Source organism: Clostridium sp. OF09-36, assembly GCF_003481985.1.
Classification (GTDB): domain Bacteria; phylum Bacillota; class Clostridia; order Lachnospirales; family Lachnospiraceae; genus Brotaphodocola.
Genome location: NZ_QUMD01000008.1, coordinates 143584 through 160102, shown reverse-complemented (window position 1 = coordinate 160102; position 16519 = coordinate 143584). Strand labels below are relative to the sequence as shown.

Sequence of the window (16519 nt, the reverse complement as noted above, 5' to 3'; positions counted from 1 at the left end):
AGAAATCTCTAAATCCAGCGGAAGTTTGATTTGATAATACAGCGAAAATGAGGTATAATCCCTCTGTATTATTTTGTTTAGTCGCATAAACTGATTATACCACGAACGCGGGCTTTTCGAAGCTCGGCGTTTTGTGTTGGATATATAAAATGAGCTGCCGCACGTTAGTGCGACAGCCCCTTTTTGGTTTGCCATATGGAAATTCTCACATTCCTTAGCTGCCTACATCGTATTCTATTTTTGCCATGTTGTCAATATGTCTTGAATGCATATGGTCAATCCTGGATAAATTCCAGTAGTCTTTGGAGGTATAAGGACCTTTGACCAATGGCATGTTAACACTTCCTTTCCATTATCGTTATTATAGGAGAAACAGAGACGACAAACAAGGCTTTACTTTTGCCCCAAAGTTTTCTAATATAATAAAGAACCGTGTGACTGCAAAGTGTAACGCAGTTATTACCGTTCATGCGTTGCGCAAACAGCAGGATTTGTTTGTTGTTTTTCAGCAACAAGTTAGAATATAGAGGCATTACGATGAAGTTTATTTATACCAGAATCAACGATGAAATCCGTATAGATCAGATTGAAGACCCGGAGGCGGTGATCTATGTGCCGGAGCAGTTTGAGGATTGCCCGGTGACAGAACTTGGCTCCTATGTGCTGGCGCACAGTTCTGTGGAGGAGATTCATCTTCCACCGTATGTCAGAAAGATCGGTGCGTACGGATTTTATGAGTGTGAACAACTAAAAAGAATTTATTGTTATAGCCGGGTGCTGGATCTTGGTGCCGGGCTGTTTGCTGGTGTACCTGCAGTAGAGTATCTGGATATTACGGAGTTTCCGGGTGAGCGTTCCTGCTTAAAGGAGATGTTGACAGAACTCCGGCAGACTTTGCGGGTGCAGATCCATTGTTACTGCACACGCATGCGTGTGCAGCAACGGGATTTTGCCGATGCTTCGCATTCCAAATCGGCAAAATCCGCAGCCACAACTGTATCGTACGGAATTTTCAGTTCAGAAAATTCCTACCCGTGTACAGCCATGATTCAGCCGCTGCGGCAGGCGGGGCGAAAGGAAGCAGGGCAGGAAATCTTAAAACCGGGAGAAACAAAGCAGCGGGAAAGAGAACAGCAAAACTTGGATCTGTCTTCGGAGAAACTGCCGGAAGAATACGAGGCAAGACTGATCTTTCCGGAGTATTTCGAGGATTCGGTTGAGAATACACCAGCCCGCATTGTCTGCATCGAGACGCATGGCTGTGGGCACCGTTACCGGTACTGTTTTGCCGGGCGGGTGTTCCAGTACCGGGGCTACGATGAGCTTTTTCCACATGTGCAGGTGCAGGAAAAAGAAGAACTGGTCACAGAGCTGGCATTGGGAAGGCTGCTCTATCCCAAAGAATTATCGGAGAAATTCCGGGAACAGTACCAGACTTATATCCGGGAGCACTGGGAGATGGCCGGACGGCTTTTGATTCAGGCAGATAACATGAAGAAGAACCACGTGAGCAACCTGGAACCAGGAAAACTGCCGTGGCTGGTAGAAGAGGTGCTTATGCCAAGGAAGGATCAATGCGAAACCCGGCAGCCAGAACTTGCGGCAGAACAACTCCGGAATACGGAACAAAATCAGCCGCTTCAGAATTTCTCTGCCCAGCTTTCCACATTTATTCAGATAGCTCAGGAATCCGGCGATACGGAAATGGTGAGCTGGCTTATGGAACGGCGGCATCATCTGCGGGCAGCAGATTCGATGCAGTCTGCAGGTGCAGTGCAGGATGCTGAAACGACGCAGAATTTAACTGATGACATGGAAAATCTCATGAAATCGCAGCCGCCAAAGCGGAAACGCCGGTTTGAATTTTGAAACAGAAGAAAGGGGAAATCATAAACTATGATCGATCCAACCAGGCACAGACAGCTGGAAGAACTGAATATGGTGGAACTTTGTACCCGGATCTTTCGGAATGCCAGGAACGAGCTGTACCTGAATATGCGGTATCTGGACCTTTCGTTAAGTTCGCTTGCTTTTGAGGCAGACCCGGGCTGCCGTGGTGTGGGGACAGATGGATTTGTGATCTACTATCATCCAGATTACGTCTGCGATCTGTACCAGAGGGGACGCGTGCATGTGAACCGGGCATATCTGCACATGGTGCTGCACTGCCTGTTCTGCCATATGGACACGCGCGGCAAACGGGAACCGGAACTTTGGAACCTGGCCTGCGATATTGCGGTGGAATCCATGTTGGACGACATGTATGTAAAATGCATTCGTGTGGCACCGACGCCGTTTCGCCGGGACTGGTACGGACGGCTGCATGCGAAGCTTACTGTGCTGAATGCAGAGGGTGTGTATCGCGTGCTGAAGGAAGAGCAGCTGGAGCCGAGGAGGCTGGAGCGTCTGGCGGCGGAGTTTCTGGTGGATGACCACAGTTTCTGGGATCTCCCGGAGGATTCCCCGAAGACTCCCATGGTGCGCCAGACGCAGTGGAGCAATAACCGGGAAAAGGTGCAGACCGAGATGGAAACCATGGGAAACCAGCAGGATGAGGAAAATAAAAGCATACTGGAGCAGATCCAGGTGGAGAACCGGGAACGGTATGATTACCGTCACTTTCTGCAGCGCTTTTCGGTGCTGCGGGAGGAGATGCAGGTTGACCCAGATTCCTTTGATGCGATCTTTTATACCTATGGGCTTTCGCTGTATGGCAATATGCCGCTCATCGAGCCGCTGGAATCCAAAGAAGTCAGCCGGATCGAGGATTTTGTTGTGGTGATCGACACCTCCATGTCCTGTTCCGGGGATCTGGTGCGGTGTTTTCTGGAGGAAACTTACGACGTGCTTTGTCAGTCGGACAGTTATTTTAAGAAGACCAACATCCACATCATCCAGTGCGATGAACAGGTGCAGCAGGACCGTCTCATTACGAATCAGGAAGAGATGGAAGCCTACATGCGGGATTTTACCATCATCGGGCAGGGCGGCACAGATTTCCGTCCGGCATTCGAGTATGTGAATGGGCTGATCCGTCAGGGGGCTTTTCACCGCCTGAAGGGACTTCTGTATTTTACAGACGGAGAGGGGATCTACCCGGTAAAGCGGCCGGTGTATGATACCGCCTTCGTCTTTTTGAAGGATCAGTATACCGATATTTCTGTCCCGGCCTGGGCCATGAAACTGATCCTGGAGCCGGAGCAGCTGCTGGAGAACAGCGGCGGACAATCTTCTGGCAGTAAGGCAGCGAAGGTCGGTCCGCTTTAGGAGCAGCTGCTGGAGAACGATGTCACAGGCAGCGAACATGACGGACGGAACGTAACTGTGAAGGTACGGAACAGTTACGATAGAATTACATTGGAAAGGAAGAACAGGAATCATGAACATTAAGCGGGCAAAACAGGAAATCAAAGACACTGTGGCCGCGTATCTGGCAAAGGATGAGTTTGGGGCTTACGAGATTCCCTCCATCCGCCAGCGCCCGATGCTTCTGATTGGACCGCCGGGAATCGGCAAGACCCAGATTATGGAGCAGGTGGCGCAGGAATGTCAGATCGGTCTGGTGGCTTACACCATCACCCATCATACCCGGCAGAGTGCGGTGGGACTGCCCTTTATCGAGCATAAACAGTACGGCGGAAAGGAGTATGCCGTTACCGAGTATACGATGAGTGAGATCGTGGCATCGGTCTACGAGCGCATGGAACGGAGTGGAATGCCGGAGGGCATTCTGTTTATCGATGAAATCAACTGTGTGTCGGAAACATTGGCACCGACTATGCTGCAGTTTCTGCAGGGCAAGTCGTTTGGAAACCATAAGATTCCGGAGGGCTGGATCATTGTGGCAGCAGGAAACCCGCCGGAATACAACAAGTCAGTGCGCGAGTTCGATATTGTCACCATGGACCGGATCCGTCGCATCGATGTGGAGCCGGATCTGAACGTCTGGAAAGAGTATGCAAAGACAGCCGGGGTGCATCCGGCGATCCTTTCCTATCTGAGCGTGCGGCCGCAGAATTTCTGTCAGATCGAGACAACGGTGGACGGCAAGCGCTTTGTGACGCCGCGTGGCTGGGAAGATCTGTCCGAGCTGATCTGGATCTACGAAAAGCAGGGCCGCAAGATGGACCGGGAACTGGTGGGAGAATATCTGCAGTTTCCAAAGATTGCGAAGGACTTTGCAAATTATCTGGAGCTGTATTACAAATACCAGGACGATTACCAGGTGGAGCAGGTGCTTGCGGGTCATATTTCCGAGGCTGCGGTGGACAAGCTGCAGCGGGCGTCCTTTGATGAGCGCATCAGCGTGGTGAGCCTGCTTCTGTCAGGATTAAATGAAAAGTTCCGAAATCTTATTTATATGGAAGAGATGATGAGTCTGCGTATGGAGCAGATGAAAAAGCTGCAGAGTGCAGGTTTCCTGGAAGAGATAAGAGCAAAGCAGAATGCGGAAATCGGGAAGCGGGGCGTGGAGGCAGCAGAGCAGAGCCGGGATGGTGTGCTGGCAAATGCCCTGGCAGCACTTGCCGGTCAATTCCGCGCAGACTGGACCAACCGGCTGGAAAATGCCCTGCTCTCCCGCGCACAGCTTCGCACCTGCCGTGCGGTGAGTGCCAAACTGGAAGAGGATTCCATGGCACTCTTAAAGAGCGGCATCACCGACTGGGACGAGGGCTTTGCGCTTTTGCGTGAGCGTTTTGGCGTGGACAGTGACCGTTATGAGGAACTGTTCGATGAGGCGGGCGCAGCGCTGGAGCATGCGTTTGACTTTATGGAAGCGGCTTTTGCAAACAGCCAGGAGCTGGTGCTGTTTGTGACAGAACTCAATACCGGGGCATACAGCGTTCATTTCCTGCAGGATTATGAATGCGAGCGCTATTACCAGTACAACCGGAATCTGCTGTTCTCCCAGGAGGAGCAGGAGATCGAAGCACTACTAAATAAGAGAGGGTAAGAACCACAATGATGTTTTTGACAAAGCTGATGCTGCTCACGGCAGCAGAAACGGATGCAGACCTTTCTACTGTTTTGGAGGAAACCAAGGCAGTGGCAGAAGAGGTGCATGAGGATCTGCAGAATTTAAAACCCAATGTAATTTTAGAAACCGTAAAGAGCTGGCTTCCGGGACTTATGAGCTTTGGTTACCGTCTGGTGATCGCCATTCTCATTCTGGTGATCGGAAACCGGATCGTGCATGCCGTGCGCAAGTTCTTATATAAGACCTTTACACGCATGAATCTGGATCCGAGTATCAGCCGTTTCCTGATCTCTGTGGCAGATGCCTGCATTTACGCGCTGGCAATCTTTATCGCGGCCGATAAGATCGGTATCCCGTCGGCTTCCATCATCGCGCTTTTGGGTTCTGCCGGACTGGCTGTTGGCCTTTCCCTGCAGGGCAGCCTGGCGAATGTGGCAGGCGGAATCCTGCTGCTGCTGCTGCGTCCGTTTGGCGTGCATGACTACATTGTGAGCGGCGGATACGAGGGAACGGTACAGAGTATCGGCCTGGCTTACACCACCATCATTACGGTCGATAACAAAAAGATTACGATCCCAAATGGCCAGATTTCCAATAGCACGGTTGTAAATGTTACTTCCCAGGAAAAGCGCCGGGTAGACCTGGTGATAGGAATCGGTTATGGCGCCGATATCAAAAAGGCAAAAGAGCTGATCCGTCAGGTGTACGAGAAGCATCCGCTTGTACTGGCAGAGGACGGCATCACCGTTTTTGTGGATGAGCTGGCCGACAGCGCGGTTATGCTCGGCTGCCGCGGCTGGACCAAAACGGAAAATTACTGGCAGGTCCGCTGGGATGTGCTGGAAAGTATTAAGGAAGTGTTCGATGCGAACGGCATTGAGATCCCGTTCAACCAGATGGATGTCAATATCAAACATCAGTGAGACATTGAAAATGCACCGCAGGCTTTTGGCTTGCGGTGCATTTTTGCAGAAACTCCATTACTCGAAAAATAATTTCAGATCCTCCTCAACCGTTCCAATACCCGCGATGCCGAAGTTTTCCACCAGAACTTTCGCAACATTTGGGGATAAGAAGGCCGGAAGGGTCGGTCCTAAGTGGATATTCTTCACACCAAGGTATAAAAGCGCCAGCAGGACAATGACCGCTTTCTGCTCATACCATGCGATGTTGTAGACGATCGGCAGGTCGTTGATGTCGTCCAGACCGAAAACTTCCTTTAATTTCAGTGCGATGACAGCCAGGGAGTACGAGTCATTGCACTGTCCGGCATCCAGCACACGCGGGATCCCGTTGATATCGCCCAGATCCAGCTTATTATATTTGTACTTTGCGCAGCCAGCAGTTAAGATTACGGCATCGTGCGGCAGTGCCTTTGCAAAATCGGTGTAGTAGTTTCTGGATTTGGCCCGTCCGTCACAGCCAGCCATAACTACGAACTTCCGGATCGCACCGGTTTTTACCGCGTCTACGATCTGGTCAGCCAGGGCCAGCACCTGGTTGTGGGCAAAGCCGCCCAGGATCTCACCCTGTTCAATCTCCGTCGGAGCTGCGCAGCGTTTTGCCTGTTCGATGATTTCAGAGAAATCTTTTTCTTCGCCAATCTCACCGCCGATGTGCTTACAGCCCGGATATCCGGCTGCACCGGTGGTGTAGAGGCGGTCTTTATAGCTGTCCTTCGGCGGTACGATGCAGTTGGTCGTCATAAGGATCGGTCCGTTGAAGCTCTCAAACTCTTCTTTCTGTTTCCACCATGCATTTCCATAGTTGCCGACGAAGTTCGGATACTTCTTGAAAGCCGGATAGTAGTGAGCCGGAAGCATCTCGGAATGGGTGTATACATCTACACCGGTTCCCTGTGTCTGGATCAGCAGCATCTCAAGGTCGCGCAGGTCGTGGCCGGAAACCAGAATGCCCGGGCGCTTGCCGACACCAATGTTTACACGGGTCATTTCCGGGTGACCGTAAGCGCCGGTATTGGCTGCATCCAACAGAGCCATACCCTCCACACCGTATTTTCCGGTCTCCAGGGTTAAGTTTACATAATCCGAGACAGTCAGGGAATCATCCAGCGTAGCGGCCAGGGCGCGCTGCAGGAAAGCATCCAGCTCCGCATTCTCCTTTAACAGGGCATTCGCGTGCTTGCTGTAGGCGGAAAGTCCTTTTAAACCATAAGTGATCATCTCGCGCAGGCTGCGGATATCCTCATCCTTGGTAGAGAGAACCCCTACCAGGGCCGCTTTGACTGCAAAGGTATGTTCCTCGCCGTTCCAGAGTGCGGCAGCCGGAAGCACGGAGGTATCCGGGCATTGCTTTAAGAGATTTTCCTTGGTGTCCAGCGTTTCGCGGATGCGGGCAACGATCATCTCTTTGTCAAAGTTCGCGTTAGTGATGGTGGTGAAGAGATTCACAGTGATGAGATGGTTGATCTCAGCGCTGATTTCGGTTCCCAGGCTGCGCAGATGCGTGGTGACAGCGGAAATCCCGCGGGTAACATATACTAAAAGGTCCTGCATGGCAGCGACCTCCGGAGTTTTTCCGCAGACACCGGAATTGGTGCATCCGGTACAGCCTGCAGTTTCCTGGCACTGATAGCAAAACATATTCTGACTCATAAATATTTCCTCCTTACAATACAAATAATATCAGTAACGTAACAACATGGTTAGAGTATAATAGATATGGCTGCATTTGAATGTTGTTTAAACAACAAAATTGCATTATAATGGTGTTAAAATGCTGGAAATATATGGAATGATAAAGAAGGAGGAACCGCGATGTGTACAGCAGCAGTCTATAAAACAAAAGACTTTTATTTTGGACGGAATCTGGATTACGAATTTCCGTACGGGGAGGAGGTTACAGTCACACCCCGGAATTATCCGTTCCATTTCCGTTTCCTTGGTGAGATGGAGCATCATTATGCCATGATCGGCATGGCACATATTGCGGATAACTATCCGCTTTATTACGATGCGGTAAATGAAAAAGGGCTCGGCATGGCCGGTCTGAACTTTGTGGGAAACGCTGTGTACGGAGAACCCGTAACCGATGGAACAAAAGAAAATGTTGCGCAGTTTGAACTGCCGCTGTGGCTGTTGGGACAGTGCGCAACTGTGAAAGAGGTGCGTGCGCTGCTTTCAAAAATCCAGATCACGAATACGCCATTCAATGAAAAATATCCGGTTTCCCAGCTCCACTGGATGATCGCGGACCGGGAAGAAACCATCGTAGTGGAAGCCGTGGCAGACGGACTTCATATTTATGATAATCCGGCCGGAGTCCTCACAAACAACCCGCCGTTTCCGCAGCAGATGTTCCGCTTAAATGATTACCGCGGTCTGTCCCCGAGGCAGCCGGAAAACACCTTCGCACCGGGTCTTGACCTTACGGCCTACAGTCGCGGTATGGGTGCATTGGGGCTGCCGGGCGATCTATCTTCTGCATCCCGCTTTATACGGGCTGCTTATGTCCGTGCAAATTCTTTATCGAAAGACTCTGAAAGCGCAAGCGTGAGCCAGTTCTTCCATATCCTGCACTCCGTAGAGCAGCAGAGAGGCTGTTGTGATGTAGGCGGCGAAAAGTATGAGATCACGATTTATACTTCCTGTTGCAATGCAGACAAGGGAATCTACTACTACACTACCTACGAAAATCACCAGATTACAGGCGTGGACATGCATGCGGAGAATCTGGATGGGGCAGAACTCGCACGGTATCCGCTTGTGCAGGGTGAGCAGATCTGCTGGCAGAACCGGAGAAAATAACAATTATTTCCCCGAGCTATATTCCCGCCCCATCTTACTTTTCTGCTTATTCAGATACATGTAGTGATCTGCCTTGTCGAACAGCGTCCGCAGCGTGCATTCTTTGTACTCGGTGGATACTGCCCAGCCGAATGCATAGCTGATTGGCGTGTGCTTTCCATACTGGTTGAAGCGGTCAACCGTTTCCTTTAATGCCTTCAGATGGGACATGATCTGGGGTTCATCGGTGTTGTAGATCACAGCCATAAATTCATCGCCGCCGTAGCGTCCCACAAAATCCATGGATGGGATGGTGTTTCTAAGGATCCGTGCGAAATTGGAGATCAGCGCATCTCCGGCAGAGTGCCCCAGGGAATCGTTGACGGTTTTTAAGTTATTCAGGTCAAAAACCAGGCAGCCGATGGGTTCCTCTGCCGAGATAAAGCTGGAATCCTGCAAAAGCTCCTCGCAGCGGCTCTTGTTAGGAAGGCCGGTGTGAACGTCAAGATACGCCTTTTGCTGGAGAATTTTGTTTGCTTTTGCGATTTTTCTTGCGGTGATATACTGGCGGAGAATCAGCACAAGAAGCAGGATCATATCGGCTGCGGAGATGTATTCGATCGACCGGATATGGCGTGCCAGCATTTCGGAATAATCCTCAGCGGCGGTTACGGTCTGGTCGGCAAGGTCGAAGTAGGTCTCACTCATGCCAACCACATCGGTTTTCAGATATCCGTTTTCGCGGACCAGAAGAATCTCCTGTTTTAGCTTTTCCCAGTAGGCAACCTGTTCATCCAGCTTCTGCTGGTAGGTATCGTCCGGGATGCGCACCAGCTCGTATTCGCCGGTGCCGTATTTCAGACCAGTCAGAATATTGTCCAGATATTGGATCAGATTATTGTTCGGGGCATCGGTAATTTCGAGCTTGACCAGACGCTGGGTCGCACCGCGCACCAGTCCGGCATAGTTGATGACCCGGGCTGTGCCCTGAATCTGTCCGATCTGGACCATCATGGTGCTGACAAGTCCGATCAGGATCACGATCAGTATGCTTTGCAGGGCAGTGAAAAAATTCTGCAGTTTCTTTATCTGTTCCGAGACAAACTGGGAACGTGTCATGACAATGCTGTCTGAAGATGCTGATGATGTTTGTTTCATAAGAACTCCTCCGAAAAATGTGCTATAATGCGGCTATTGTTTCCATAATATTTAAAACGCTGTTAACGGGCGAAGCGTTGAAAGGCAGTGCCGCCTGGTGTGGTCTCTGCAGACCAGGTGTAGGCTTCTGGCAAGCGGTCTTTATTGAAAATAGCATCCTGCCAGCGGTGTCTTGCGGCAGAATGCTTTTTATGTGGCGCATTATGATTCATATTTTTCCAGATCATATGACTGATCAGGAGACCTCGGATGGATGTCATGTTTTTTTCCTCGCTTGTTTAAGGTTTTGTGTTTTTACGATTCGTTGTCTCATGGAGACACTCATGACATCCATTATACTACAGTTGTTGCTATTATTGAACCACAGAACCCAGTCTTTTGCGGATTTCCGGACCGATACTCATGGCAAGCACCATCTTGATGAGGTCAGCCGGGATAAATGGGATAACGCAGACTGCAAGGGCAGCCGATACCGTGTAGTTGGCCTGGAAGCAGAACCATACGGTTCCGAGTGCATAGCAGACCAGGGTGCCGACGATCATGCCGACCAGCTGAACCCAGCGCTTTTTGCAGTGGTCAATCACAAATCCGGCAATGATTGCCATCGGGATAAAGCCTACTATGTAACCGCCGGTTGGTCCGGCGAGCTTGGCAACGCCACCGGTAAAACCGGAAAAGACAGGAAGTCCGGCAAAGCCGAGCAGTAAATAAATGAAATAACTGATTGTCCCTTTTTTCCAGTCCAACAGGTAAAGAGACAGATAGATGGCGAAATTAGTAAGAGAGATCGGCACCGGCCGATCGGGATGGACAGCGGTGCGAGAATACAGGTGACAGCGGTCATAAGCGCTATCATAGTCATGGCATAAGTGTTGCTTCTCCGGAAAGATCCGGCGGTAGTCTGGTTTGTCATAGTGAACTCCTTTCGTTTTTTGTTAAGCGGATTCGATTTCGTAAGTGAAACCGGCTTCCTCAATGGCCCGGATGGTATCCTGGATTCCCTGCCCGCCCGCGGTCAGGTAACCGGAGGCAAAAATGGAATCCACCACGCGGAGCAGGTCTTTTTCTTTTCCCTTAAAATAAACTTCCCGTCCGGCAGCACAGCGGATATCAGATTTCGGGACCAGAAGTCTGGCAAGGCAGAGCACCTTCAGACAGTATTCCGTTGTGAGCCCAGAAATATCGGCGTGCTCTAACGGCGTACCCGGGATCGGAAGCAGGAAATTGATCGGGAGTGCTTCCGGCTGGATCTCGCGGAGTTCCAGAAGCATGTCGACAACATCTTCTTTGGACTCGCCCATGCCGATGATTCCGCCGCTGCAGATCTCAAATCCCAGTTCCTGAAGCATTTTGATGTTGGCCACGCGCTGCTCAAAGGTATGGGTGGAGCAGATGTTGGGATAATAGGAACGGCTGCTGTTTAAATTGTGGTTGATGCGGTCGAGTCCGGCTTCTTTTAAAATTTTTGCCTGATGCTCGGTCAGAAAACCAATGGAACAGCACAGATGCGTACCGGTTTCTTTCATTTTACGGATCCGTTTCGCCAGATCTTCGATTTCCGCGTCGGTGAATTTCATTCCGCTTAAGCCGATACAGTGGCGGGACAGATGGTTCTCGTTGACAAAGTCATTGTCTTTATATAATTTCTCATCGTCTACCCATTTGTATTTATCAATCTCAGCTTTGGAGCGGCAGGACTGGGCACAGTAAGCGCAGTCCTGGGAACAGTTTCCGCTGCGGGCATTGGTCAGGATATGGATGCTTACATGGTTTCCTTTATACTTTCTGCGCAGGACCTCTGCACGGGCGATGAGTTCCGGAAGTTCTCCATCCGGAGTGTTTAAGATGGCAAGCGCTTCCTCGCGGGAAAGCTGTGGATCGGTGGAAATATCAGGCGTTGTGCTCATAAGATCGGATCTCCTTTGATATGGTAAATAAAAATTGGCTTTGAGAAATAAAATAGCACGGGGAGATATGATTGTCAACCTATAATTGAAAATTAGTTAACAATTAGATGCAAGGAAATAGAAGACAGCCAGAGCATGTGGACAAGGGAGTCCATGTATTGCGATGAAATTTTCAGAGTTTCGAATTTGTTTAGAAAATACCGTTGTTTTGTTAAAAATAGGTTGGTAAAATCGAGATACTATATGATAGGTACGATTCGATATCCTATAGAAATGATAAAATGATTTTCCGGGCAGGACAGGTTTGGGGCTGCTGCCGGAAATCAAAGGAAGGGTGAATCAATATTATGGAATTAAGAATATTAGACTGGATCCAGACTTTTCGGACACCGCTTGGGGATTCGCTGATGTGTCTGATCACAGGCATAGGAAATGTGGGAATTATCTGGATTGTCCTTACCTGTATTTTATTGTTGATCCCCAAAACAAGAAAGTACGGTATGGTGGTGCTTGCGGCTCTGGTACTGGATATGGTTTTATGTAATGGTATTTTGAAGCCGTTGGTAGGCAGGGCACGCCCATTTACAGCAAATCCGTCGATTCAGCTTCTTGTCTCAAAACCGGCAGATTATTCTTTTCCGTCCGGTCATACGGCGGCAGCCTTCGCTGCCGTGTCGGCACTCTTTTTTGCCGGGGAGAAAAAAATCTGGAAAGGTGCACTGGTGCTGGCTGTACTGATCGCATTTTCCAGGTTGTATCTGTATGTGCATTATCCGACGGATGTGCTCGCAGGCGTTCTTGTGGGCTGCATTTGCGGGTACGCAGGAAACTGGATGATAAAGAAAATTCCTGCTAAGTTATCCCGGTAAAAATTAACTGGAAAGCACTTTTTTGGATTCCTCCAGATGAAAAACCAGCTCTTTTTGCAGTTGCAGAAGATGGCATTGTGAGAAACACAAATTCTTCACAAAAAAATTAGCACTCACCTATTGACAGTGCTAACAACATGTGCTATAGTACAGTCAATGTTATAGAAGTAGTATAACAGATGAGATAAAAGATGACGTTGCACTAAAAGGAATGGAGGTGTGATTTATGAATATAAACAAATTTACCCAGAAATCAATGGAAGCCGTCCAGAATTGTGAAAAGCTTGCTTACGAATATGGCAATCAGCAGATCGAACAGGAGCATCTGTTCTACAGTCTGCTCACACTGGATGACAGCCTCATTTTAAAATTGTTAACCAAGATGGGCATCAGCAAAGAGCTGATCACCAATGAAGCACAGCAGAAGCTGGCAGGACTGCCGAAGGTAAGCGGTTCCAGCCAGGTTTACATCAGCAATGATTTAAATAAAGTCCTCATCAATGCGGAGGACGAATCCAAAGCCATGGGCGATGAGTATGTCTCTGTAGAGCATATTTTCCTGTCCATGTTAAAGTATGCGGACCGCACCATGAAGGAGCTGTTCCGTCAGTATGGCATTACCCGCGACACCTTTTTGCAGGCACTGTCTACGGTGCGCGGCAACCAGAGAGTTGTCAGCGACAATCCGGAAGCAACCTATGACACCCTGGAAAAATATGGCTACGACCTGGTAGAGCGTGCGAAGGACCAGAAGCTTGACCCGGTCATCGGCCGTGACAGCGAGATCCGTAACGTAATCCAGATTCTTTCCCGAAAGACCAAGAACAACCCGGTCCTGATCGGTGAGCCTGGTGTTGGTAAGACGGCGGTTGTCGAGGGACTGGCCCAGCGTATTGTCCGCGGCGATGTTCCGGAAGGCTTAAAGAACCGCAAGCTGTTTGCGCTGGATATGGGCGCACTGGTCGCAGGTGCGAAGTATCGCGGCGAGTTTGAGGAGCGTTTAAAAGCGGTCCTGGAAGAAGTCAAAAAGAGCGAAGGACAGATCATTCTGTTCATCGATGAGCTGCATACCATTGTGGGAGCCGGTAAAACCGAAGGCTCCATGGATGCGGGCAACCTCTTAAAGCCGATGCTGGCCAGAGGCGAGCTGCACTGTATCGGTGCGACCACACTGGATGAATACCGGAAATACATTGAGAAAGATGCGGCCCTGGAACGTCGTTTCCAGCCGGTGCTGGTAGACCAGCCGACCGTAGAAGATACCATTTCCATTCTGCGTGGTATCAAGGAGCGTTACGAAGTGTTCCACGGTGTCAAGATCACGGACTCTGCCCTGGTGGCAGCAGCCGTGCTTTCTGACCGTTACATCACTGACCGGTTCCTGCCGGATAAGGCGATCGACCTGGTCGATGAGGCCTGCGCCCTGATCAAGACCGAGCTTGACTCCATGCCGACCGAACTGGATGAACTTTCCAGAAAGATCATGCAGATGGAGATCGAGGAGACTGCGTTAAAGAAAGAGACAGATCATTTGAGCCAGGAGCGTCTGGCTGACCTGCAGAAGAATCTGGCAGAGCTGCACGACGAATTCGCCAGCAAGAAGGCTCAGTGGGAGAATGAGAAGAATTCCGTTTCCCATCTGTCCGCATTGCGTGAGGAGATCGAGCAGGTAAACCGCGATATCGCAACTGCACAGCAGCAGTATGATTTAAATAAAGCAGCAGAATTGCAGTACGGCAAGCTGCCGCAGCTGCAGAAAGAACTGGAAGCCGAGGAGGAAAAGGTCAAGAATCAGGATCTGAGCCTGGTGCATGAGAGTGTCACTGAGGATGAGATTGCGCGGATCATCTCCCGCTGGACCGGCATTCCGGTAAATAAATTAAACGAGAGCGAGCGCAGCAAGATCCTGCATCTGGATACCGTGCTGCACAAACGGGTCGTAGGCCAGGATGAAGGCGTGGAAAAGGTAACCGAAGCCATCCTTCGTTCCAAAGCCGGGATCAAGGATCCGACCAAACCGATCGGTTCCTTCCTGTTCCTTGGACCGACCGGTGTCGGCAAGACCGAGCTTGCGAAAGCCCTGGCTGAGGCACTGTTCGACGATGAGAACAATATGGTCCGTATCGATATGAGTGAGTACATGGAGAAGCACTCTGTAGCCCGCCTGATCGGAGCACCTCCGGGATACGTTGGTTACGATGAGGGTGGCCAGCTGACTGAGGCAGTCCGCAGAAAACCGTACTCTGTTGTTCTCTTCGATGAGGTAGAGAAGGCACATCCGGATGTATTCAATGTCCTGCTTCAGGTATTGGACGATGGCCGTATCACCGATTCCACCGGCAAGACCGTGGACTTCAAGAACACCATTCTGATCATGACCTCCAACATCGGTTCCCAGTATCTGCTGGATGGCATCGATGAAAACGGCAATATCAAGCCGGAGGCTGAGGCTATGGTCATGCAGGATCTGCGTGCCCACTTCCGTCCGGAGTTCTTGAACCGTCTGGACGAGACGATCCTCTTCAAGCCGTTAACAAAGGATAACATCAGCCACATCGTGGATCTGATGGTAGCCGATGTCAACCGCCGTCTGGAAGACCGCGAGCTGAAGGTAGAGCTGACCGGCAATGCCAAGAGCTTTGTAACCGACCACGGTTACGACCCGGCATACGGCGCACGTCCGCTGAGACGTTATCTGCAGAAGAATGTAGAGACGCTGGCTGCAAGGATCATCCTGGAAGGCAACATCAGCGAAGGCCAGACCATCGTGATCGATACCGATGAGAAGGGCGAGAAGCTGATCGCATATGTAGAGTAACAATATTATCAGGCTTAACAGCCCCGTGTGAACTGCCGAATGGCAGTTCACACGGGGCTTATTTCTTTCGCGAATTTCTGGAATGCCTTGGATGCTACGCTTTGCGGATATTCGGAGTCGGAGATCAGCAGGATGTTCCGTTCCGGAAACTGCTCCTGCACCTGGATCTGGAAGATGTTTCCGGCGGCGAGTTCGCTGTGGGCGAAGGCCTCGGGGATGAAGCCGATCCCTAAGTTGTGGCGCACGGCGGGCAGGATCAGGTCGGTGGTGGCCAGCTCCATGTCGGGCGAGAAGGAGAGTCCGTACTGCGCAAAGTAAGTGTTTAAAAAAGTACGGCTGATGGATTCTGAGGTCAGGCTGATCCAGGGGTAAGAGGCCAGCTCGCGCAGAGAGACCGGATGACCTTTCAGTTCCGAGAAGCGTTTTCCACTGATGAGAATGTCGCGGTAGGTGTGCAGCTTTTTCATGCGCAGAGGTTCGGAAATATGGAGCGGGAGAGAAGAAACCACGGCAAAATCCACCTTGCCGTCCCGCACAGCCTGAATGGAATCCTGGGTGCTGTGATTTAAGATCTGGAAGTGGACACCAGGATATTCCTCATGGAAATTTTCCATAGCTTCAAAAAGCCAGGAGTGGAGGGCGGTTTCTGTGGCGCTGATGGAGATGCTGCCATTCTCCAGCTGCAGCAGATCACTTAAGTGGCTTTCGGCGCGGAAAAACTGCAGGCATCCGGCGGAGACGTATTCAAAGAAGCGGCTTCCCTCGGCGGTCAGTTCCATTCCGGATTTGCTGCGGATAAAGAGACGGCAGCCAAGGTCTGCTTCCAGCTTGTGGATGACGCGGGTTACGGCAGGCTGGCTGGTGTTTAAAGCAGCGGCGGCGCGGGTTAAGTTGCCGTATTTTGCGACATAGTAAAAAATTTTATAGTATTCGAAATTAGATGTCATGGTATATTCTCCAAGTTTATCAGTCTGTTTTTCTCAAAAAGTTGTCTCCATTATATTACAGAAATCAAGGAAAATCCACGGTTTGCGGCATATCCA

Annotated in this window: 13 protein-coding genes and 1 pseudogene; 7 read left to right on the top strand and 7 right to left on the bottom strand. The window is 50.3% G+C overall.

Annotation, left to right across the window (positions count from 1 at the left end; all coding sequences use genetic code 11):
* The coding region (locus tag DXA97_RS20455; protein WP_147355553.1) for a hypothetical protein at positions 1-195 on the bottom strand (195 nt) is incomplete at its 3' end.
* Positions 196-537: 342 nt separating this feature from the next.
* Between DXA97_RS20455 and DXA97_RS08865 the strand changes: the two genes are divergently transcribed.
* The 4 genes from DXA97_RS08865 to DXA97_RS08850 all read left to right on the top strand — a co-directional run bounded on the left by DXA97_RS08865 (position 538) and on the right by DXA97_RS08850 (position 5901).
* Positions 538-1869, top strand: a complete 1332-nt coding sequence (locus DXA97_RS08865) for a leucine-rich repeat protein (RefSeq protein WP_182436843.1) — start codon at positions 538-540, stop codon at positions 1867-1869.
* A 27-nt stretch (positions 1870-1896) separates the two neighbouring features.
* On the top strand, positions 1897-3267 hold the full coding sequence (locus DXA97_RS08860) for a VWA-like domain-containing protein (RefSeq protein ID WP_118719573.1): 1371 nt from the start codon (positions 1897-1899) through the stop codon (positions 3265-3267).
* Positions 3268-3379: 112 nt separating this feature from the next.
* Entirely contained in the window at positions 3380-4954 is a 1575-nt protein-coding gene (locus DXA97_RS08855; protein ID WP_118719571.1) for an AAA family ATPase, read from the top strand.
* Between the two features lie 8 nt (positions 4955-4962).
* Positions 4963-5901 carry a mechanosensitive ion channel domain-containing protein gene (locus tag DXA97_RS08850; RefSeq protein ID WP_243031976.1) on the top strand — a complete coding sequence of 313 codons (939 nt, stop codon included), beginning with the start codon at positions 4963-4965 and terminating at the stop codon, positions 5899-5901.
* Between the two features lie 57 nt (positions 5902-5958).
* Here DXA97_RS08850 and hcp read toward each other — a convergent pair whose 3' ends face one another.
* The gene (gene hcp / locus DXA97_RS08845) at positions 5959-7593 is read right to left on the bottom strand and encodes a hydroxylamine reductase (protein ID WP_118719569.1); all 1635 of its coding nucleotides are present in this window, start codon (positions 7591-7593) and stop codon (positions 5959-5961) included.
* A 162-nt stretch (positions 7594-7755) separates the two neighbouring features.
* Here hcp and bsh point away from each other — a divergent pair, with 162 nt between their 5' ends.
* A complete protein-coding gene (gene bsh / locus DXA97_RS08840; RefSeq protein ID WP_118719567.1) occupies positions 7756-8745 on the top strand; it encodes a choloylglycine hydrolase in 990 nt (329 codons plus the stop codon).
* 3 nt (positions 8746-8748) lie between these two features.
* On the opposite strand, the gene DXA97_RS08835 is transcribed toward bsh, so the two are convergent.
* The 4 genes and pseudogenes from DXA97_RS08835 to bioB form a co-directional block, all read right to left on the bottom strand.
* Positions 8749-9882, bottom strand: a complete 1134-nt coding sequence (locus DXA97_RS08835; RefSeq protein WP_347560248.1) for a diguanylate cyclase — start codon at positions 9880-9882, stop codon at positions 8749-8751.
* Positions 9883-9944: 62 nt separating this feature from the next.
* The gene (locus DXA97_RS08830; RefSeq protein ID WP_118719565.1) at positions 9945-10142 is read right to left on the bottom strand and encodes a hypothetical protein; all 198 of its coding nucleotides are present in this window, start codon (positions 10140-10142) and stop codon (positions 9945-9947) included.
* A 93-nt stretch (positions 10143-10235) separates the two neighbouring features.
* Positions 10236-10795 (bottom strand): annotated as a pseudogene (locus DXA97_RS08825) (biotin transporter BioY).
* A 22-nt stretch (positions 10796-10817) separates the two neighbouring features.
* Entirely contained in the window at positions 10818-11789 is a 972-nt protein-coding gene (gene bioB / locus DXA97_RS08820) for a biotin synthase BioB (RefSeq protein WP_118543192.1), read from the bottom strand.
* Positions 11790-12136: 347 nt separating this feature from the next.
* Here bioB and DXA97_RS08815 point away from each other — a divergent pair, with 347 nt between their 5' ends.
* Positions 12137-12658, top strand: a complete 522-nt coding sequence (locus tag DXA97_RS08815; protein WP_118719563.1) for a phosphatase PAP2 family protein — start codon at positions 12137-12139, stop codon at positions 12656-12658.
* A 226-nt stretch (positions 12659-12884) separates the two neighbouring features.
* The gene (gene clpB / locus DXA97_RS08810) at positions 12885-15476 is read left to right on the top strand and encodes an ATP-dependent chaperone ClpB (RefSeq protein ID WP_118719561.1); all 2592 of its coding nucleotides are present in this window, start codon (positions 12885-12887) and stop codon (positions 15474-15476) included.
* A 47-nt stretch (positions 15477-15523) separates the two neighbouring features.
* Here the strand turns inward: clpB and DXA97_RS08805 are convergent, their stop codons facing one another.
* The gene (locus DXA97_RS08805; RefSeq protein WP_118543195.1) at positions 15524-16423 is read right to left on the bottom strand and encodes a LysR family transcriptional regulator; all 900 of its coding nucleotides are present in this window, start codon (positions 16421-16423) and stop codon (positions 15524-15526) included.
* Positions 16424-16519: the final 96 nt, after the last annotated feature.

Coding starts and splice junctions, on each gene's coding strand:
- DXA97_RS08805 (WP_118543195.1), bottom strand. CDS start 16,423: ATGACATCTAATTTCGAATACTATAAAATTTTTTACTATGTCGCAAAA.
- bsh (WP_118719567.1), top strand. CDS start 7,756: ATGTGTACAGCAGCAGTCTATAAAACAAAAGACTTTTATTTTGGACGG.
- DXA97_RS08815 (WP_118719563.1), top strand. CDS start 12,137: ATGGAATTAAGAATATTAGACTGGATCCAGACTTTTCGGACACCGCTT.
- DXA97_RS08865 (WP_182436843.1), top strand. CDS start 538: ATGAAGTTTATTTATACCAGAATCAACGATGAAATCCGTATAGATCAG.
- DXA97_RS08855 (WP_118719571.1), top strand. CDS start 3,380: ATGAACATTAAGCGGGCAAAACAGGAAATCAAAGACACTGTGGCCGCG.
- DXA97_RS08835 (WP_347560248.1), bottom strand. CDS start 9,882: ATGAAACAAACATCATCAGCATCTTCAGACAGCATTGTCATGACACGT.
- clpB (WP_118719561.1), top strand. CDS start 12,885: ATGAATATAAACAAATTTACCCAGAAATCAATGGAAGCCGTCCAGAAT.
- DXA97_RS08830 (WP_118719565.1), bottom strand. CDS start 10,142: ATGACATCCATCCGAGGTCTCCTGATCAGTCATATGATCTGGAAAAAT.
- DXA97_RS08860 (WP_118719573.1), top strand. CDS start 1,897: ATGATCGATCCAACCAGGCACAGACAGCTGGAAGAACTGAATATGGTG.
- hcp (WP_118719569.1), bottom strand. CDS start 7,593: ATGAGTCAGAATATGTTTTGCTATCAGTGCCAGGAAACTGCAGGCTGT.
- bioB (WP_118543192.1), bottom strand. CDS start 11,789: ATGAGCACAACGCCTGATATTTCCACCGATCCACAGCTTTCCCGCGAG.
- DXA97_RS08850 (WP_243031976.1), top strand. CDS start 4,963: ATGATGTTTTTGACAAAGCTGATGCTGCTCACGGCAGCAGAAACGGAT.